General features: G+C 67.5%; 12 protein-coding genes. 9 read left to right on the forward strand and 3 right to left on the reverse strand.

The features are described 5' to 3' along the window. Nucleotides 1-10 precede the first annotated feature (10 nt). Nucleotides 11-472, forward strand: a complete 462-nt coding sequence (locus tag QT382_RS04065) for a helix-turn-helix domain-containing protein (protein WP_289252763.1) — start codon at nt 11-13, stop codon at nt 470-472. Here QT382_RS04065 and QT382_RS04070 read toward each other — a convergent pair. Next, nucleotides 469-2,430, reverse strand: a complete 1,962-nt coding sequence (locus QT382_RS04070) for a DUF2779 domain-containing protein (protein WP_289252764.1) — start codon at nt 2,428-2,430, stop codon at nt 469-471. The genes QT382_RS04065 and QT382_RS04070 overlap by 4 nt on opposite strands. Before the next feature lie 128 nt (nt 2,431-2,558). On the opposite strand from QT382_RS04070, the gene QT382_RS04075 reads away from it, so the two are divergent. The 4 genes from QT382_RS04075 to QT382_RS04090 are packed head-to-tail and all read left to right on the forward strand — an operon-like array spanning nt 2,559 to nt 7,716. Next, the gene (locus QT382_RS04075) at nt 2,559-4,310 is read left to right on the forward strand and encodes a hypothetical protein (RefSeq protein ID WP_289252765.1); all 1,752 of its coding nucleotides are present in this window, start codon (nt 2,559-2,561) and stop codon (nt 4,308-4,310) included. Nucleotides 4,311-4,360: 50 nt separating this feature from the next. Continuing rightward, entirely contained in the window at nt 4,361-5,923 is a 1,563-nt protein-coding gene (locus QT382_RS04080; protein ID WP_289252766.1) for a hypothetical protein, read from the forward strand. Nucleotides 5,924-5,949: 26 nt separating this feature from the next. Continuing rightward, nucleotides 5,950-6,984, forward strand: coding sequence for a helix-turn-helix transcriptional regulator (locus tag QT382_RS04085; protein ID WP_289252767.1), 1,035 nt, complete (start codon nt 5,950-5,952; stop codon nt 6,982-6,984). 54 nt (nt 6,985-7,038) lie between these two features. Then, nucleotides 7,039-7,716, forward strand: coding sequence for an HAD domain-containing protein (locus QT382_RS04090; protein ID WP_289252768.1), 678 nt, complete (start codon nt 7,039-7,041; stop codon nt 7,714-7,716). Nucleotides 7,717-7,720: 4 nt separating this feature from the next. On the opposite strand, the gene QT382_RS04095 is transcribed toward QT382_RS04090, so the two are convergent. Continuing rightward, nucleotides 7,721-9,115 (reverse strand): FGGY-family carbohydrate kinase, encoded by a 1,395-nt coding sequence (locus QT382_RS04095; RefSeq protein WP_289252769.1) that lies wholly within the window; start codon nt 9,113-9,115, stop codon nt 7,721-7,723. Then, entirely contained in the window at nt 9,112-9,993 is an 882-nt protein-coding gene (locus tag QT382_RS04100) for a DeoR/GlpR family DNA-binding transcription regulator (protein WP_289252770.1), read from the reverse strand. Before QT382_RS04100 ends, QT382_RS04095 begins: the two co-directional genes overlap by 4 nt. Before the next feature lie 433 nt (nt 9,994-10,426). Between QT382_RS04100 and QT382_RS04105 the strand changes: the two genes are divergently transcribed. The 4 genes from QT382_RS04105 (at nt 10,427) to rhaM (ending at nt 15,726) form a co-directional block, all read left to right on the forward strand. Next, nucleotides 10,427-12,535, forward strand: coding sequence for a bifunctional rhamnulose-1-phosphate aldolase/short-chain dehydrogenase (locus QT382_RS04105; protein ID WP_289252771.1), 2,109 nt, complete (start codon nt 10,427-10,429; stop codon nt 12,533-12,535). A gap of 145 nt (nt 12,536-12,680) precedes the next feature. Beyond that, nucleotides 12,681-13,976 (forward strand): L-rhamnose catabolism isomerase, encoded by a 1,296-nt coding sequence (gene rhaI / locus QT382_RS04110; protein WP_289252772.1) that lies wholly within the window; start codon nt 12,681-12,683, stop codon nt 13,974-13,976. Nucleotides 13,977-13,978: 2 nt separating this feature from the next. Further along, on the forward strand, nt 13,979-15,376 hold the full coding sequence (locus tag QT382_RS04115) for a glycoside hydrolase family 28 protein (protein WP_289252773.1): 1,398 nt from the start codon (nt 13,979-13,981) through the stop codon (nt 15,374-15,376). A gap of 17 nt (nt 15,377-15,393) precedes the next feature. Further along, a complete protein-coding gene (gene rhaM / locus QT382_RS04120) occupies nt 15,394-15,726 on the forward strand; it encodes an L-rhamnose mutarotase (RefSeq protein WP_289252774.1) in 333 nt (110 codons plus the stop codon). Nucleotides 15,727-15,729: the final 3 nt, after the last annotated feature.

Below are 15,729 nucleotides of genomic sequence, written 5' to 3' on the forward strand. Positions count from 1 at the left end.
AGGTTTCGCGATGGATATTTCTGAAGTCGCCAAGCGGGCCGGCATCGCCGCCTCGGCCCTGCGCTACTACGAGAAGAAGGGCCTGATCGCCTCGCTGGGCCCCGAGGGCGCGCGCCGGCAGTTCGCTCCGGCCGTGCTCGACCAGTTGGCCCTGATCGCCCTGGGCCAGGCGGCCGGCCTCTCGCTGGACGAGATCCAGGCCATGCTCGCGCCCGGCGGCGCGCCCAATATCGACCGGCGCCTGCTGGCCAGCAAGGCCGAGGAGATCGAGCAGACCATCAGCCATCTGCAGGCCGTGGCCCGCGGCCTGCGCCATGCGGCCGCCTGCCCGGCGCCCAGCCATGCCGAATGTCCGACCTTTAGGCGGCTGCTCAAGGCGGCGGCCTCCGGAGCGCTGGACCGCCGGCGCGAAGGTCCTGCCGCGATGCCAGCCGCCCGGCCCAGGAAGCCAAACAGCCGGTCGCGCGCCTAGGCCGGCCGGGACGCCTCGGTCCAGGCCTGGACCGCCATCACCATGGCCAGGGTGTCCAGTTCGCAGTAGCGCAGCAAGGCACGCTGGATCGCATCACGCACCGGCTCTGGCATGGCCTCCTGCTGCAGCCGGGCGTAGGCGATCATGGCCGCGCCGCCCTCCTGCAGGTCGTTGTCCAGGCCGGCATCGAGGCCAGCCATTTCGCTCGCATCGAGATCGTCGAAGACCCGAGGCAGCAGGTCATAGGGATCCAGCGGTTTGCCATCTTCAGCGGCCACCCACCAGGCCATGGGCTGTTGCAGGTTCAGGCTGGGCATGGCCGGGCTGCCGTAGACCGGCAGGCCGTAGAAATTGCGCAGCCAGGGGCTGGAGCGCATCAGCGCCGGCAGCACCTTCTTCAGCGAGCTGCTGCCTCGCGTGCCGGGCGCGTAGAAAAACCGTTGGGCCAGCTCGCACAGGTCGACCATGTTGCGGGGCCCGGCCTCACGGCCATCGTCGTGGGTGATGCTCGCGATGAAGGCCATCAGCTCGTCATCGCCCGGCTGCTGCTCTTCCTCGAAGCGGCGGTACAGCGCGTTCAGCACATTGTTTTCGTGATGGCTCCAGCGCAGCACCGTGCCGGCATTGCCTTCCAGCGTCCGCTGCAAGGCCCGGACAAAGCCGCGGTTCGGATCCTGACCCGGCCGCGCATCGAGAAACTGCGCGGCATGGACCACCCGGCCTGATGCATCCATCTGGTGGTGGCTGAACTGGAAGGCGGTGACCTCGTAGGGCCGCCGGCCGGCCTGGTAGGGAATGGCCAGCATGGCCGTCTCGAAGTCGATGAAGTTGAGCGGATAGCGCCAGCTCGCCATCGCCTGGCGCAGCCCTTCGTGGTCGGTCCACTGGCCATGCTCGCTGCATTGCATCCATTGCCGCTGCGGCGTGCTCAGGCCGGTCAGTGCGGGCTCGGCCTCGGCATCGGCGCCCAGGTCCTCGGGATGCAATTGCTTGAGCTTGTACAGGCCCTGCTCCAGCCACTGGGCCTTGCGGCGGCCGTTCCAGAGGTCCAGCACCAAGGGATCGGCGAAGTCTGCATCGCTCCATCCCAGCGCGGCGCGCCAGCATTCGTGAAAGCCGCTGCGCGGCTGGCCAGCAGCTGGGGGCTCCGGCCTGCGGAACTCGCAAGTCCCGCAGGCCTGCGAGGGCCGCCCGGGAATCCGGATCTCGCCGCGGCCGGCGCGGCCCAGCCTCTGCACCGCTTCGGCGAACGGCAGCTCGGCGTCGCCCACCCGCAAAGTGCCGGCCTGCAGTTCGGCCACCTGGCTGGACACCGGCACCCGGATCAGCAAGGGCTCGCCCAGTCGCTCGGCGATGCCGGGCGCCAGCTCCACCTGCATCTGCCTGCCTTGGCGCCTCAGCTTGAAGGCCTGGCCCAGGCCATTCACCGTGGCCCGCGCTTCCTTGTTGGCCAGCATCAGCCAAGGCTGGATCTCGAACCCCGGCAGTGCCAGGCCCGCCACATGATGCTGGTAGGCAATGTCGAGCAGGTAGGGCAGCCAGGCCGCCTTGAATCCGGCGCGGGCCGCACGGAAGTCAGCATCGCCGCCCGGCGAATAGCTCTTGGCCTTGACCTCGATCAGGTCGATCGTCCGGCCCTGCTTGTGCATCAGGTCCACGCGCACCAGCTTGCCTTCATGCGCCAGCGTGGCCTCGTAGATCACGACCTCGTCCCGCTGCAGCAGCTCATGGGTCCTGGCCAGCTGCCCCTCGGCATCGCGCTCCTCGACCATCACGCCGCCCGGCAGCATCAGGCAGGCCAGCGCGCCGACCTGGAAGCCGCCTTCGGCCAGCGCGGCCAGAAAACTGTTGTCTTCACGGCTGTTGAAGTACTCGGGATCGCCGGTGTAGTGCAGCTTGGTGCCGCATTCGGTCGCCAGCTTGAAGCGGCTCTTGGTCAGGTAGCGGTGGACAGCCATGCAGTGAGCCTCCGTTCCGATGCAGGAATGAGCGGCATCCTAGGGCCTTCGCTGCCCGCGTCAGGCAAGTCCGACGACGAGACCCGGCTGCGACCCATCTCGTCGCAGGCCGGTCCAGCATGCCGTCCATGCACGCCCAAGGCCACTCCGACCTCGGTCCAGGATCGCTTCCACCGCTGAGCCTGGCCTCGGTCTCGGCCGAATCACTGCAGGACTGGTTGACGCGCCTGCCGACGAGCTGGCAGACCACCGCCCTCGAACTGCTGAGCCCGGCCTGGGCGCAGCCGGTCGCCCAGCTGTGCGGCGCCGGGCCGCTGCGAGCCTGGGCGCTGGCCGAAGCTCCTGGCGAGACGCCGCAAGTCCTGCCCACCGGCCCCTATCTCGATGCCTGCGGTGCGCTGCGCCTGCCGCGGACCCATGGCCGTCGCAACGACGACGTCGCCGATATCGCCGAGCTGTGCAGCTACCTGGTCGCCTGGGTGCAGCGGCGCTGCACCCAATGGTCGTGGCAGATGCAGGCGCGGCGGCTGCCGCAAAACCTGCGCACCGCACTGATGAACTTCATCGTGCCGGCCGAATGGCGGCTGCGCGACGCGATGGCGCTGCAAATCTGGCAGGGATCGCTGCAAGGCGAGCTGGTGGCCATGGGCGTCAACCAGGCGCCGCATCCGCTGCTGCCGCCGCTGCTGCGCTGGATCCTGGCGCCACGGCAACAGGCCGCCGCCCTCGCCCGCCGCGAATTGATGCGCAGAGCCGGGGGCGCCATAGCCCTGATGTTCGCCTGCCTCCCGGTCGCCGGACCACGGCGCCTGGCCCAGCTGCGCTGGCTCGCCCGGCTCGCCAGGCCCGAGGCCTCCTCCCCGCTGCCGATGCGGCGCCTGGTCCGCACCCTGGCCGAGGCCAGCCTGCTGCCGGCCTGGGCCGTGCGACGCATAGCCGGGCTCAGCTGCCAGGAGGTGACGAGGCGCCCCTACGAAGCCTATGCCGACCTCTACCGCCTATGCCGCCAACTGCCCGCCGCGGCCTGGCCCTGCGGAGGTGCGGCACTCGAAGCCGCCTTCCGTTGCCTGGCCCGGCTCGACATGCTGCTGTCCTTCGGCCAAGCCCCTTCGCAGCAATGCGATGACTCGCGCCTGCCGGTCGCTGTCCGGCGCTGGCTGCTGCGTGAGTTGCGTCTTCGCTACCGCGGCGACTGGGAGGCCCTGGCCTGCGCGCTGGAAGGCGGCGAGCCACGCTACCTGCTGCTGACGCGGGTGCTGCCACGCCTCAACGGCCATTGGCGACGCAGCCATGACGACGACATCTGGCCCGGCCATCCCATTCACGAGCCCTGGCGGGCGGCTTCCCCCGAATGGTGGATGGAGCGGCTGCAGCGCTGGCATGCCCTGCAACAGCAACCCCGACGCAGCGGACGGGCGGCCTGGGCCTTGCACTGGTCACCGCTGTTCGAAACCAGCCAGACCTTTGGCGAGCGCGAGCTGCGCTGCCTCTCCACGGCCGAGGAAGTTAGGGCGGCCCTGGCCTACTTCGGCAGGCATGACCTGACCCCACGCCTTGGCGACAGCCTGATCGGCCGGCTGCAGTGGCTGCTTCTGTATCCGCCCGGCCAGCGCGAACCCTGCTCGCTGGCCCTGCTCGAGGCCGACTATTTCAGCGGCAGGCTCTGGGTCGACGCCAGCTTGCACGGCCCCCTGCATGGCGGCCCGCCTTCCGAGGCCTGCCGCCAGGCCATCCAGGCGCTGATCGCCCACTGGTCCGACCGCCACTGGGGCGCCCTGGCACGCGTCGAGGCCGAGGCCGTGCTGGCCGAAGACGAGGAACTGCAGTGTGCGGTGGATTTGGCACGGGTGCGGAGTTGGATGCGGGTGGTGCGGGCTTAGGGCGCTAGGCTGTGCATCGCTGACCGAAGACCTGTACCGCAAGGCACGACATGACAGAAACAAGCAACAGCCTGTCCAAGATCTGCAAGCCCACCTTGGATGAGCTCGCCAGCTCGCCGACCTTTTCGATGTCGAGAGGTGCCAAGGAGCTTTTCCATACCAATTTCATTGCCTTCGTTCTCGAACTTCCGCCTGCGCAGCGGACCGCAGAACTACAAGCCGCAAGAACCCGCTTGCTGGCGCGGCTGTTCGGGCCGAACCCGCCCGACGAGGTTTGGGTCTGGCGTGAGCATTCGAATCTCGACCTGGTGATACTCGCCGCGCCCGGCGTGGACAAACCGGACGGCGCGGTCATGAAGCTGATGGACGGCACCCTGCTCACCGCCTACAAGACCAAAGGCGATCGACTCGCTAGCCAGGCCGGTCGCGCCCCGCTGGTGATCATCGAGGCCAAATTCAAGTCGCTGCCGACAGCGGAGCAGCTGCGCGGCTATGACAAGAAGCTGCGCAAGGGCATCGATCTTGAATTGGACGAAATCCGTGTCGACAGTGAGACCTACCCGGGTGACCTGCGGCTGACCAAGTTTCATGTCCAACTCAGTGGCGACCCGACGACCCACAGCAAGGATGCTCCCTACGCGCTCCTCCGGGCCTACGGCACGAAAGGCGATGACGCGGGTCAGCGGACGTTCGCAGCCGCCCACTGCAATATCAAGCGGATCCTGCTGGCTCCGAGCCATGGCGAGACGGCAGTCCCGGACACAGACTGGGATCTGCTCCCATGGAGCGAGTTGGTCGCTGCTCTGAAGATTCAGGAAGCGGTACTGCCAGGCCCTGGTGACCGCGGTCTGGTTCTGGCCAAGCGATTGACGCCCTGTCTGGTACAGGAGTACTGCCAATCGACCGAGCGGCTGCTGGCTTTGCGAGACAGGGTGGTCGATCGAATGAACCGCTTCTTCAGCCCAGATGGCGAATGCCTGTCTGCGCTGTGTGATGACCTCAGCCTCGGCTTCCATGCATACAGACTTCACGACCTGGTCGGCAAGCTGGGATTCAGCTTGCTCTCGCAGCGTCTGTTCGACGAAGCAAACCGTGAACTCAAACAGCAGATTGCCCATTTAAGAACAAATGGTTGGACACTCGTGCACCAGGCCTTCATGACTCGAGCGAAGCCCGGCCTCAACATCGAATTCATTTCCACGACCGATGAAGAAGCAGACCTGGACTCGCCCAAGACTCAGGTGTTGCGCGTCGGCGTTCAGGTTCAGGAGTGCGTCTACCGGCATTTCGTCAGTGTCCTCAAGCCGCTGAAGCATCCAGAACCTCTGGCAGCTGTCGTCGAGCTGCTCGGTAGACGCGAGGACGAAATGCCGTCCGAGTGGTGGCAAGTGCGCGCCCTAGACAAGCCGGCGGATGAGCAAGGCGAGGCCAGCCTTGAGCCTGCAAGGGCTGGCAAGTTCGACGATAAGGCCTTCCTGTACACGCACAGGGATGCACACGATCTCAGCTACGAGCGATTGCGTGCGGCGATCCTAGACAGCCTTATGCAAGCCATTGGACTGCTTCAACCGGAGACGAAGTTCCGCGAGCAAGCCATCGCCTTGCTCAACTAGCCTGATTCGACGCCCTGCTCAGACCCATGCCCTCCTCCCCCACCCCCAAGTCCCTGCGCCGCCTTCTCGACCTGCTGTCGGCCCTGCCGGTCAGCGCTCAGGCCACGGTGGCGGAGCTGCGCCAGGCCTTGGGTGAGCGGGGCAATGCGGTTGAGCCCCGCACCGTCCAGCGCGACCTTCGCTTGCTGCAGCGGCATTTCGAGATCGAATGCGACGAAGGCAGCAAGCCGCATGGCTGGCGCTGGCGCTCGATGGCGGCCCGGCAGGCCGTGGCCGGCATGTCCACGCCCGAGGCGCTGAGCCTGGTGCTGGTGGCCCGGCATCTGCGGGCTGCGCTGCCGGCCAGCTGGAGTCCGCGGCTGCAGGAGCTGTTCGCCCAGGCCCAGCAGGTGCTGGACCGGCAGGGGCCGCGAGCCGGCGCGAGGCGTTGGGCCGACAAGCTGCAGGTGGTGCCGCCCGGACTGGCCCTCAAGCCGCCGGCCCTGCCCACTGAAGACCTGCTGGCCGAAGTGGCCGAGGCCCTGATGCAGGACCGGCAGCTGGACCTGCGCTATCGCAAGGGCTCGGCGAGCCAGGCCGCCCACTACCGGCTCCATCCGCTGGGCTTGCTGCTGCGCGGCCATGCGCTTTACCTGGTCGCCCTGAGCGACTCCGCGCGGCACGAGGTGCCGCGCCTGTTTGCCCTGCACCGCGTGCAGGCTGCTTCCATGCGGCCCGAGCCGGTGGCGATTCCCGAGGGCCTGAGCCTGGCGCAAGCCATGGCGGACGGGCGCGGCCAGTTCGGCGCAATGGCTTCCAACCAGGCGCTGGACCTGAAGCTGGCCTGCAGCGCCTCGCTGGCGGCCGTGCTGGACGAGGCGCCGCTGGACGAATCCCAGCAACTGACGCCAATGGCCGATGGCCGGGTGCTGCTGCAGGTGCGCTTGAAACCCAGCTGGGAGTTGCGCTGGTGGCTGCTCGGTCATATCGACGAGATCGAGCTGCTCGCGCCGACCGAGCTCAGGGACGAGATCCGTCAGACGCTGGAGACCGCACTCCAGCGGCACGGCAAATCGGGCTGAGCCACGAGCGGCTGCTGCGACCCATTCGGTCGCAAGCGCCTCGATGCTGGGGCGATGAATCCCCTGCCCCAAGTCCGCTGGCCCGTCGTCGGCCCCCGCTTGTCCGCAGCCAGCCATGCGCCCCTGCTGTTCCTGGACTTCGATGGCGTGCTGCATCCCAACGGCGCGGCGCCCGCGGTCTGGTTCAAGCAAGCCGGCCCCCTGATGGCGCTGCTGCACCGCTGGCCGACCCTGGATGTCGTGATTTCATCGAGCTGGCGCTTCCACCACGAATGGAAGGACTTGCTGGACCTGCTGCCAACGGCGCTGGCCGAGCGAGCCCAGGGATGCACAGGCGCCGCCCACACCGGAGCGCTGGCCCGCCACACCGAGATCCTGAACTACTGGCAAGAGCATGGCGGCGGGCGCCCCTGGCTGGCCCTCGACGACTCGGTCTGGGAGTTCCCGGTGCATTGCGACCGGCTGATCGCCTGCGATGGCGCCCTGGGCTTGCGACCGGCACAGCTATTGCAGCTGGAGGCCTGGTTGGAGTCCCTCAGGCTGCTGCCGGCGCTATCGTTCGAACAGATCAGCGCCGCTGCCGACCATGTGCGATCCAGCCGAGACGCCTCGATCAGCTCGCTGCAACGCAAGCTGCGCGTTGGCTACCGCACCGCACAGGCCCTGCTGGCCGCGCTGGAGGGCGAGCTGGTGTCCGCCCCGGACCGCGAAGGCCTGCGGCGGATGCTCTGAACCGCTAGCTCGGCAGCCGGCGCCGCCAGCCCTGCGCATAGGCAGCCAGGCCCGGCAAGGCCAGCGGCGCCACCGGCTGCTGAAGTTGCTCGCCATCGGCCTTGGCGCCCCATTGCTGCAGCAGCCAGCCCCCGGCCGTCGTGCCGCTGGCGTCGTCGGACACGACGACGCGGCGGTCCGGCTTCAGGCCGGCCAGCAAAGGACCGAACCAGGGGTTGGCGGTGAACGCGCCCTCGACCACGATGGCGCCCTGCTCCACGCCCAGCGCGTCCAGGCACCAGTCGGTCATCAGGACGGCGTAGAGCGTGGCCAGGGCCGAACGCTCGGCCGCCGTCTTCGGTTTCGGGCCTTCGATGCTGCCGACCCGGCCCGCGAATGGGCCGCCAGTCTCGGCGAAGCAAGGCAGCGCATGGGTGCCGAGCGCGATCAGGCGCTCGATGTCGCCCAGGTCGAATTCAGCCGGCGGACTGCCGGCCAGCGCCGCGAATTCGCGGCCGCCCATGAATCGCATGCAGGGCACGGCCTCGCCGAGCACGTTGCAGTTGGCCAGCATGTCCTGGCTTTCGACCAGCGGCCGGGTCGCCGAGCCCAAGGCCGCCGCAATCACCCAGGTGCCGGTGGACAGCACAGTGCAGGGTTCGCCGCCATCGGCCTGCCGGGCCAGGATGTGGCGCAGCAGCGAGGCATTGCTGTCGTGGATGCCGCAGACCACCTCGCAGCCCTCGGGCAAGCCGGTCAGCGCGCGCACTTCCGGCGTCAGCACTCCCAGGCGCTCCCAGGCCATACGCAGCGGTGGCAGCTGGGTCTGCCAGCCCATGCTTTCAACCAGCGATGAATAGTCCTGCGACGCCGGATTCCACAAATCCGTGTGGCAGCCCAGCGAGGTGACCTCGCCGGCCAGCACGCCACAAAGCCGCCAGGCCCAGTACTGCGGATACATCAGGATGGCCTGGGCCCGGGCGAACTCAGCGGGATGCCGGTTCGCCAGCCAGTGCAATTGCCGGCCGAGGTTGAGGCCGGCTGACAGCTCAGGTGATTGGGTCTGGTCGAAGGCCGGGCGCACGGCGGCATAGGCTTCATCGACGAAGCCATGCTCGTAGTCCAGCACCGGCAGGACCAGGCCGCGCTCGTCCACCAGGGCGGCCGTGGCGCCATGGGTCACGGGCACGATGGCCTTGACCTCGGCCAGCGCCGCGAACTCGCGCATCTGGCCCAGCATCCAGTCCCACAGCCGCTCCACGTCGTGATGCGGATAGGGTCCGTCATGCCTCACCGCATTGGGCGTGCGGACCTCGGCCAGCAGGCCGCCGGCCGGGTCTATGAGGCTGAGCTTGCAGTTGGTCTTGCCTATGTCGAGGATGAGGCTGGCGCTGGGGCGACCCGGGTCACTCAGGCTCATCCGGCGGCTACCAGTCCGGCTTCGTGACTCCGAAACAGGGAGGCGATCTCGGGCGGCTCGCCCTCCACCGCGTAGGCCGGGTCGTTCAGGGCGCTGAAGGGCTCGGGCTCCACGGTCACGACCTTGACGCCGTACTGCTCCAGCAGCTGCACGGCGCTGTCCGAAGCATGGGTGTCGGTGATCACGGTCGAGACCCGGTTCAGGCCGCACAGGATCAGGCCGGCCTTGCGGCTGAACTTGGAGCTGTCGGCCAGCACCACCAGCTCTTCGGCCTGGCCTATCAGCCGCTTCTCGGCCTGGATCAGCAGCGGGTCGGCTTCCATCAGGCCCAGGATGGACAGGCCGTAGACGCTCATGAACATCTTGGCCGCGTAATGGTGCTGGGCGATGTCGTTCTCGAACGGACTCAGGATCACGTTCTGCTCGCGATAGACCTTGCCGCCCGGCAGGATGATTTCGTTGTCGCTCGAGACCAGCAGCCGCTCGGCCATCAGGAATGAGTTGGTGAGGATCTTGAGCTGCCGGTCGACCAGGAACTCGACCATCATGTAGGTGGTCGTGCCGCCATTGATGATGATGGTCTCGCCGTCCCGGCACATACCTGTGGCATACCTCGCGATGGCCCTTTTCTCGGCCGCGTTGGCGAGTATGTTGCTCTGGAATGTTTCGCTCGACAGATTGAATGAGCGTTTCTTCTGCTGGAGTTTCTGGGCACCACCCCGGGTGCGCGTCAGCTGGTTTTTGGCGGCCAGCCAGGCAATATCCCGGCGGACCGTCGCGGCCGAAGCCGCGAGCCAGTCCATCAATTGCGGAACCGAGGCCTGGTCATGCTCGTCGAGCAGCTTGAGCAGGCGCTTGTGACGTTTGTGATTGATCATCGCGGCCACCTTGGCGGTCGGCCGGACCCCGGATGCTTCCTGGGGGTTTCGGCCGGTGTTGTCTCCTCATGCGGGGCCCTGGCGGCCCTGGAACGCATGCACGGCTGGGTTCTTCTGGTTCTGGTGGCTGCTCCGGCTTCGCTCAACTTCGATCAGGAATCCGAGCGCTTGGACAGCCTGCGGGCAGGTTACGCCAGGGTACGGGGCGGGTCAATCAAGAAACGCTCAAGTCCGTGATTGCTTCGGACGAAGCCGGCCGAGCCTGGTCGGGGAATCAATCATCCTTTTGATTTACTGCGCCGCCCATGAAACAGCGGCCCGGCTTGGGATCACACTTCGCCCCGAAGCGGCCGGCAAAGGCCGTCCGCCGCGCCCTGAATACCGGCCCCGCTGGTCCAGAAGGCCCGCCAGAATCAACACAGGTGACATTGCGATGACCGACTCCGCTCAAGCCCAGTCCCGGGCACCCATCAACTCGCTGTGGGACGACGCCAAGGCCGCCACGCTGAGTGCTCCCGAATTGCTGCTGTACCGCTCGAATCTGCTTGGCTCGGATTTGCGGGTCACCAATTTCGGCGGTGGCAATACCTCCGCGAAAATCATCCAGCAGGATTATCTGAGCGGCCTCGATACCGAGGTGCTGTGGGTCAAGGGATCCGGCGGCGACCTCGGCTCGATCAAGCTCGACGGCTTCTCGACGCTCTACATGGACAAGCTGCGGGCGCTGAAAGAACGCTACCGCGGCCTGGCCCATGAAGACGAGATGGTGGACTACCTGCCCCACTGCACCTTCAACCTGAATCCGCGCGCCGCCAGCATTGATACGCCGCTGCATGCCTACATCCAGCGGGCCCATGTGGACCACATGCATCCGGACGCGATCATCGCCATCGCCGCCTGCAAGAACAGCCGCCAGCTGACCGAGACCATCTTCGGCGGCCAGCTGGGCTGGCTGGCCTGGCAGCGCCCGGGCTATGACCTGGGCCTCAAGCTGGAAGCGCTGTCCACCCAGCAACCCCAGCTCAAGGGCATCATCCTCGAGGGCCACGGCCTGTTCACCTGGGGCGATACCGCCAAGTCCTGCTACGAGACCACGCTGGAGATGATCCGCCTGGCCGAACAGTGGCTGGCCGAGAACGAGCGCCAGCCCTCTTTCGGCGGCGCCAAGCATGGCCAGCTCGATGCCGAGGCCCGCGCCGCCGTGGCCGCCAAGGTGATGCCGGCCCTGCGCGGCCGCATAGGCAAGGCCGAGCGCAAGCTGGGCCATTTCGACGACAGCGCGGCCGTGCTTCAATTCGTCTGCAGCCAGGACCTGCCGGCGCTGGCCGCCCTGGGCACCTCCTGCCCCGACCATTTCCTGCGCACCAAGATCCGCCCGCTGGTGCTGGACTTCGACCCGGCCCAGCCCGACGTCGATGCCCTGCTCGCCAGCCTGGACGCCAAGCTCGATGCCTACCGCGCCGACTACGCGGCCTACTACGAGCGCTGCAAGCGCCCGACCAGCCCGGCCATGCGCGATGCCAATCCGGTGATCTACCTGATCCCCGGCGTGGGCATGCTGTCCTTCGCCAAGGACAAGGCCACGGCCCGCATCGCCGCCGAGTTCTATGTCAACGCGATCAATGTGATGCGCGGCGCCAATGGCGTGGACCAGTACGTGGGCCTGCCCGAGCAGGAAGCCTTCGACATCGAATACTGGCTGCTCGAGGAAGCCAAGCTCCAGCGCATGCCCAAGCCCAAGAGCCTGGCCGGCCGTGTGGCCCTGGTCACCGGCGGTGCCGGCGGCATCGGCCAGGCCGTGGCCCGCCAGCTGCTGGCCGAGGGCGCCTGCGTGATGTTGACCGACATCGACGCCGAGGCGCTGGAGCAAGCCCGCCTGGCGTTGACCAAGGCAGCGGGCAAAGACAGCGTGGCCGCGGTGCGCGGCGACATCACGGCAGAAAGCCAAGTCGAGTCGCTGCTCAACGCCACGGCCCTGCGCTTCGGCGGCCTGGACATCCTCGTCTCCAACGCCGGCATCGCTTCGGCCGCGCCGCTGGAGGACACGACGCTGGAGATCTGGCAGCGCAACCAGAACATCCTGGTGACCGGCTACTTCCTGGTCGGCCGCGGCGCCTTCCGTCTGATGAAGCAGCAGGGCATAGGCGGCAGCATGGTCTTCGTCGCCAGCAAGAACGGCCTGGTCGCTTCGGCCGGTGCCTCGGCCTACTGCACGGCCAAGGCGGCCGAAATCCACCTGGCCCGCTGCATCGCACTGGAAGGCGCGGCCGTGGGCGTGCGGGTCAACGTGGTCAACCCCGACGCGGTGATACGCGGCTCGCGCATCTGGGACGGCAAGTGGAAGGAAGAGCGCGCCGCCTCGAACAAGATCGACTCGGACGACATCGAGGAGTTCTATCGCCAGCGCAGCATGCTCAAGCTCAGCGTGCTGCCCGAGGACATCGCCGAGGCCGTCTACTTCCTGGCCAGCGACAAGGCCGGCAAGAGCACCGGCAACGTGATCAATGTGGACGCCGGCAACGCGGCCGCCTTCACAAGATGAAGCCCCTCGTCCAAGGAGTACCTTGGCCGGTCCCCCGCGGGGACGGCGATGCTTGCGGTATTGAACCGCAAGCACATCGCCCAATGCGGGCCGGCTAGGGAGCGGCCCGGCGCTCGGCCCGCAAAATCGAAATCAGGAGACAGACATGGACCACCTCATCGACGCCGGCCGCGTGGCCGCGCACAACGCCAAGGCGCAAGCCAACCTGCAGGCCGACTACGACGCGCTGGGCGGCATGCTCTCGCGCCGCGGCGTGGACATAGAGAAGATCACGGCGCAGGCGCAGCAGTTCGCCGTGGCCATCCCCAGCTGGGGCGTGGGCACCGGCGGCACCCGCTTCGCCCGCTTCCCCGGCCAGGGCGAGCCGCGCGACGTGATGGAGAAGCTGGAGGACTGCGCCGTCATCCACCAGCTGACCCGCGCCACGCCCACGGTCTCCCTGCACTTCCCCTGGGACAAGCCAGGCGATCCGGCCGCGCTGATGCAGCAGGCCGCCCGCTTCGGCCTCACGTTCGACGCCGTCAACTCCAACACCTTCCAGGACCAGGCAGGCGCCGCCCAGACCTACAAGTACGGCAGCCTCACCGCCCAGAGCGCCGCGGTGCGCGAGCAGGCCATCGCCCACAACATCGAGTGCATTGAGCTGGGCAGGACGCTCGGCTCCAAGGGCCTCACGGTCTGGGTCGGCGACGGTGCCAACTTCCCGGGCCAGCACAATCTGCGCGGCTCGCTGGAGCGCTACCTCGACAGCATGCGCAGCATCTACAAGGCGCTGCCTTCGGACTGGCTGATGTACATAGAGCACAAGCTGTTCGAGCCGGCCTTCTACGCCACCACCATCGCCGACTGGGGCACCAGCTTCGCCTGCGCCCAGCTGCTGGGCGACAAGGCCAAGTGCCTGGTGGACCTGGGCCACCACGCGCCCAACACCAACATCGAGATGATCGTGGCCCGCCTGGCGCAGTTCGGCAAGCTGGGCGGCTTCCACTTCAACGACAGCAAGTACGGCGACGACGATCTGGACTCCGGCTCCATCGACCCGTTCCAGCTGTTCCTGGTCTTCAACGAGCTGGCCGATGCCGCGCTGCGCGATGGCGCGGCCTTCGCGCCGGCCTACATGCTGGACCAGTCGCACAACGTGACCGACCCGATCGAGAGCCTGATGAGCAGCGCCGCCGAAGTACAGCGCGCCTTCGTGCAGGCCGCCCTGGTGGACCGCAAGGCCCTGGCCTCGCACCAGGAAGCCAATGACGCCCTGCAGTCGGCGCAGACGCTGAAGCAGGCCTTCCGCACCGACGTGGCGCCCATCCTCGCCATGGCCCGCGTGCGCAGCGGTGGCGCGGCCGACCCGGTGGCCTGCTACCGCGAGAGCGGCTATCGCGAAAGCGCGGCCGTCAAGCGCCCGGCCAGGGCCGGAGCCAGCGGCAGCGGCATCGTCTGACGATGAAGACCACGAGGGCCTGCCTGGACGCGCAGGCCTTCGGCGCCCGCGGCGACGGCCGCACGCTCGAGACCCAGGCGCTGCAAGCCGCCATCGATGCGGCCTCCGCGCAAGGGGCCGTGCTGCGGCTCAGACCCGGCACCTATCTCACTGGCTCGCTCTTCCTCAAGAGCGGCTTGAAGCTGCAGATCGAGCGCGGCGCGAAGCTGCTGGGTTCGCAATCGCTGGCCGACTATCCGCTACTGCCCACGCGCGTGGCCGGCATCGAGATGCAATGGCCGGCTGCCCTGCTCAATGTCTATGAACAGAGCGAGGTCGAGATCCTCGGCGAAGGCTGCATAGACGGCGACGGCCAAAGCTTCTGGGCCAGCTACTGGAAGCTGCGCGCTGCCTACGAGCCGCGCGGCCTGCGCTGGGCCTCGGACTACGACGCGCAAAGGCCGCGCTTGATCCAGCTCTTCCGCGCCAGCCGCGTCCGCATCGGCGAAGGCCTGCTGCTGCGCCGCTCGGGCTTCTGGACCTTGCACCTCTGCTATTCGGAAGACGTGGAGGTCGACGGCCTGACGATCCGCAACAACGAAGGCGATGCCTCGCTGGCCAAGGGCCCTTCGACCGACGGCATAGACATCGACTCCTCGCGCCGCATCAAGGTCCGCCGAGCCGACATCGCGGTCAACGACGACGCCCTGGTGCTCAAGGCGGGCCGCGATGCCGATGGCCTGCGCGTGGCCAGGCCCTGCGAGGACGTGGAGATCACGGACTGCACGGTGCGCGAAGGTGCGGCCGGCCTGACCTTTGGCAGCGAAACCTCGGGCGGCATACGCCGCGTCCAGGCCAGCCGCATCCAGGTCCATGGCGGCGTGCCGGTGGGCCTGCTCTTCAAGTCGGCACCCAGCCGTGGCGGCTTCATCGAGGACCTGAACCTGCAGGACCTGAAGCTGATCGATGTGCCGGTGGCTGTGCGGGCGACCATGAACTGGAACCCGGGCTACAGCCGGACGCAGATTCCCGAGGCCGAACGGGTGAACGCACCGGCCCATTGGCACACACTCGCCACGCCGGTGCCGATTGAGCAAGGCCGCACCCGCGTGGCCGGTGTGCGCATAGACCGGCTCCGGGCCCGTGGCTGCCAGACCTTGTTCGAGGTCGATGCCTATGCCGAGGCGCCGCTCCGGCGCTTTGCGTTCGAACAGCTGGACGCGCAAGCCGCACGTGGCGGCCATGTGCAGGACGCCGAAGACTGGCGCTTCACCGACAGCCGGCTGAACCTGGGCGCGGCTATCTCGGTCGGCGCCGGCATCGCGCTGAACGGACTGGCCCCTGCGCATTGGCAAATCGACCTGGCCCTGCGCCGCCGCGACGTGTCCGGTCTCAGCCTGGCCGAACAAGACATTCAATAAGAGACGGAGACAACAGCATGACGACAAGCAGCGATTCGGAAATCCTCGCCTTCAAGATGCAGCTCAAGCCCGGCGTGGTGGACGAGTACAAACGCCGCCACGACGAGCTCTGGCCCGAGCTGGCGCAGGCACTGCGCGATGCCGGCATCCACGACTATTCGATCTTCCTGGACGAGCAGACCCTGTCACTGTTCGCGGTCTTGCGGCGCAAGCCGGGCTTCCCATTCGACGACCTGCCCAAACAGCCGGTGATGCGCCGCTGGTGGGACTACATGGCGCCGCTGATGGAAGTGGAGCCCGACAACAAGCCCAGGCAATGGGCCCTGCCCTCGGTCTTCCATTTCGACTGAGGC

This window comes from Pelomonas sp. SE-A7, from assembly GCF_030345705.1.
Taxonomy (GTDB): Bacteria; Pseudomonadota; Gammaproteobacteria; order Burkholderiales; family Burkholderiaceae_C; genus JAUASW01.

Excerpts from the sequence above, each read along its gene's own strand:
- QT382_RS04065 (WP_289252763.1), top strand. The coding sequence starts at position 11 with ATGGATATTTCTGAAGTCGCCAAGCGGGCCGGCATCGCCGCCTCGGCC.
- QT382_RS04070 (WP_289252764.1), bottom strand. The coding sequence starts at position 2,430 with ATGGCTGTCCACCGCTACCTGACCAAGAGCCGCTTCAAGCTGGCGACC.
- QT382_RS04075 (WP_289252765.1), top strand. The coding sequence starts at position 2,559 with ATGCACGCCCAAGGCCACTCCGACCTCGGTCCAGGATCGCTTCCACCG.
- QT382_RS04080 (WP_289252766.1), top strand. The coding sequence starts at position 4,361 with ATGACAGAAACAAGCAACAGCCTGTCCAAGATCTGCAAGCCCACCTTG.
- QT382_RS04085 (WP_289252767.1), top strand. The coding sequence starts at position 5,950 with ATGCCCTCCTCCCCCACCCCCAAGTCCCTGCGCCGCCTTCTCGACCTG.
- QT382_RS04090 (WP_289252768.1), top strand. The coding sequence starts at position 7,039 with ATGAATCCCCTGCCCCAAGTCCGCTGGCCCGTCGTCGGCCCCCGCTTG.
- QT382_RS04095 (WP_289252769.1), bottom strand. The coding sequence starts at position 9,115 with ATGAGCCTGAGTGACCCGGGTCGCCCCAGCGCCAGCCTCATCCTCGAC.
- QT382_RS04100 (WP_289252770.1), bottom strand. The coding sequence starts at position 9,993 with ATGATCAATCACAAACGTCACAAGCGCCTGCTCAAGCTGCTCGACGAG.
- QT382_RS04105 (WP_289252771.1), top strand. The coding sequence starts at position 10,427 with ATGACCGACTCCGCTCAAGCCCAGTCCCGGGCACCCATCAACTCGCTG.
- rhaI (WP_289252772.1), top strand. The coding sequence starts at position 12,681 with ATGGACCACCTCATCGACGCCGGCCGCGTGGCCGCGCACAACGCCAAG.
- QT382_RS04115 (WP_289252773.1), top strand. The coding sequence starts at position 13,979 with ATGAAGACCACGAGGGCCTGCCTGGACGCGCAGGCCTTCGGCGCCCGC.
- rhaM (WP_289252774.1), top strand. The coding sequence starts at position 15,394 with ATGACGACAAGCAGCGATTCGGAAATCCTCGCCTTCAAGATGCAGCTC.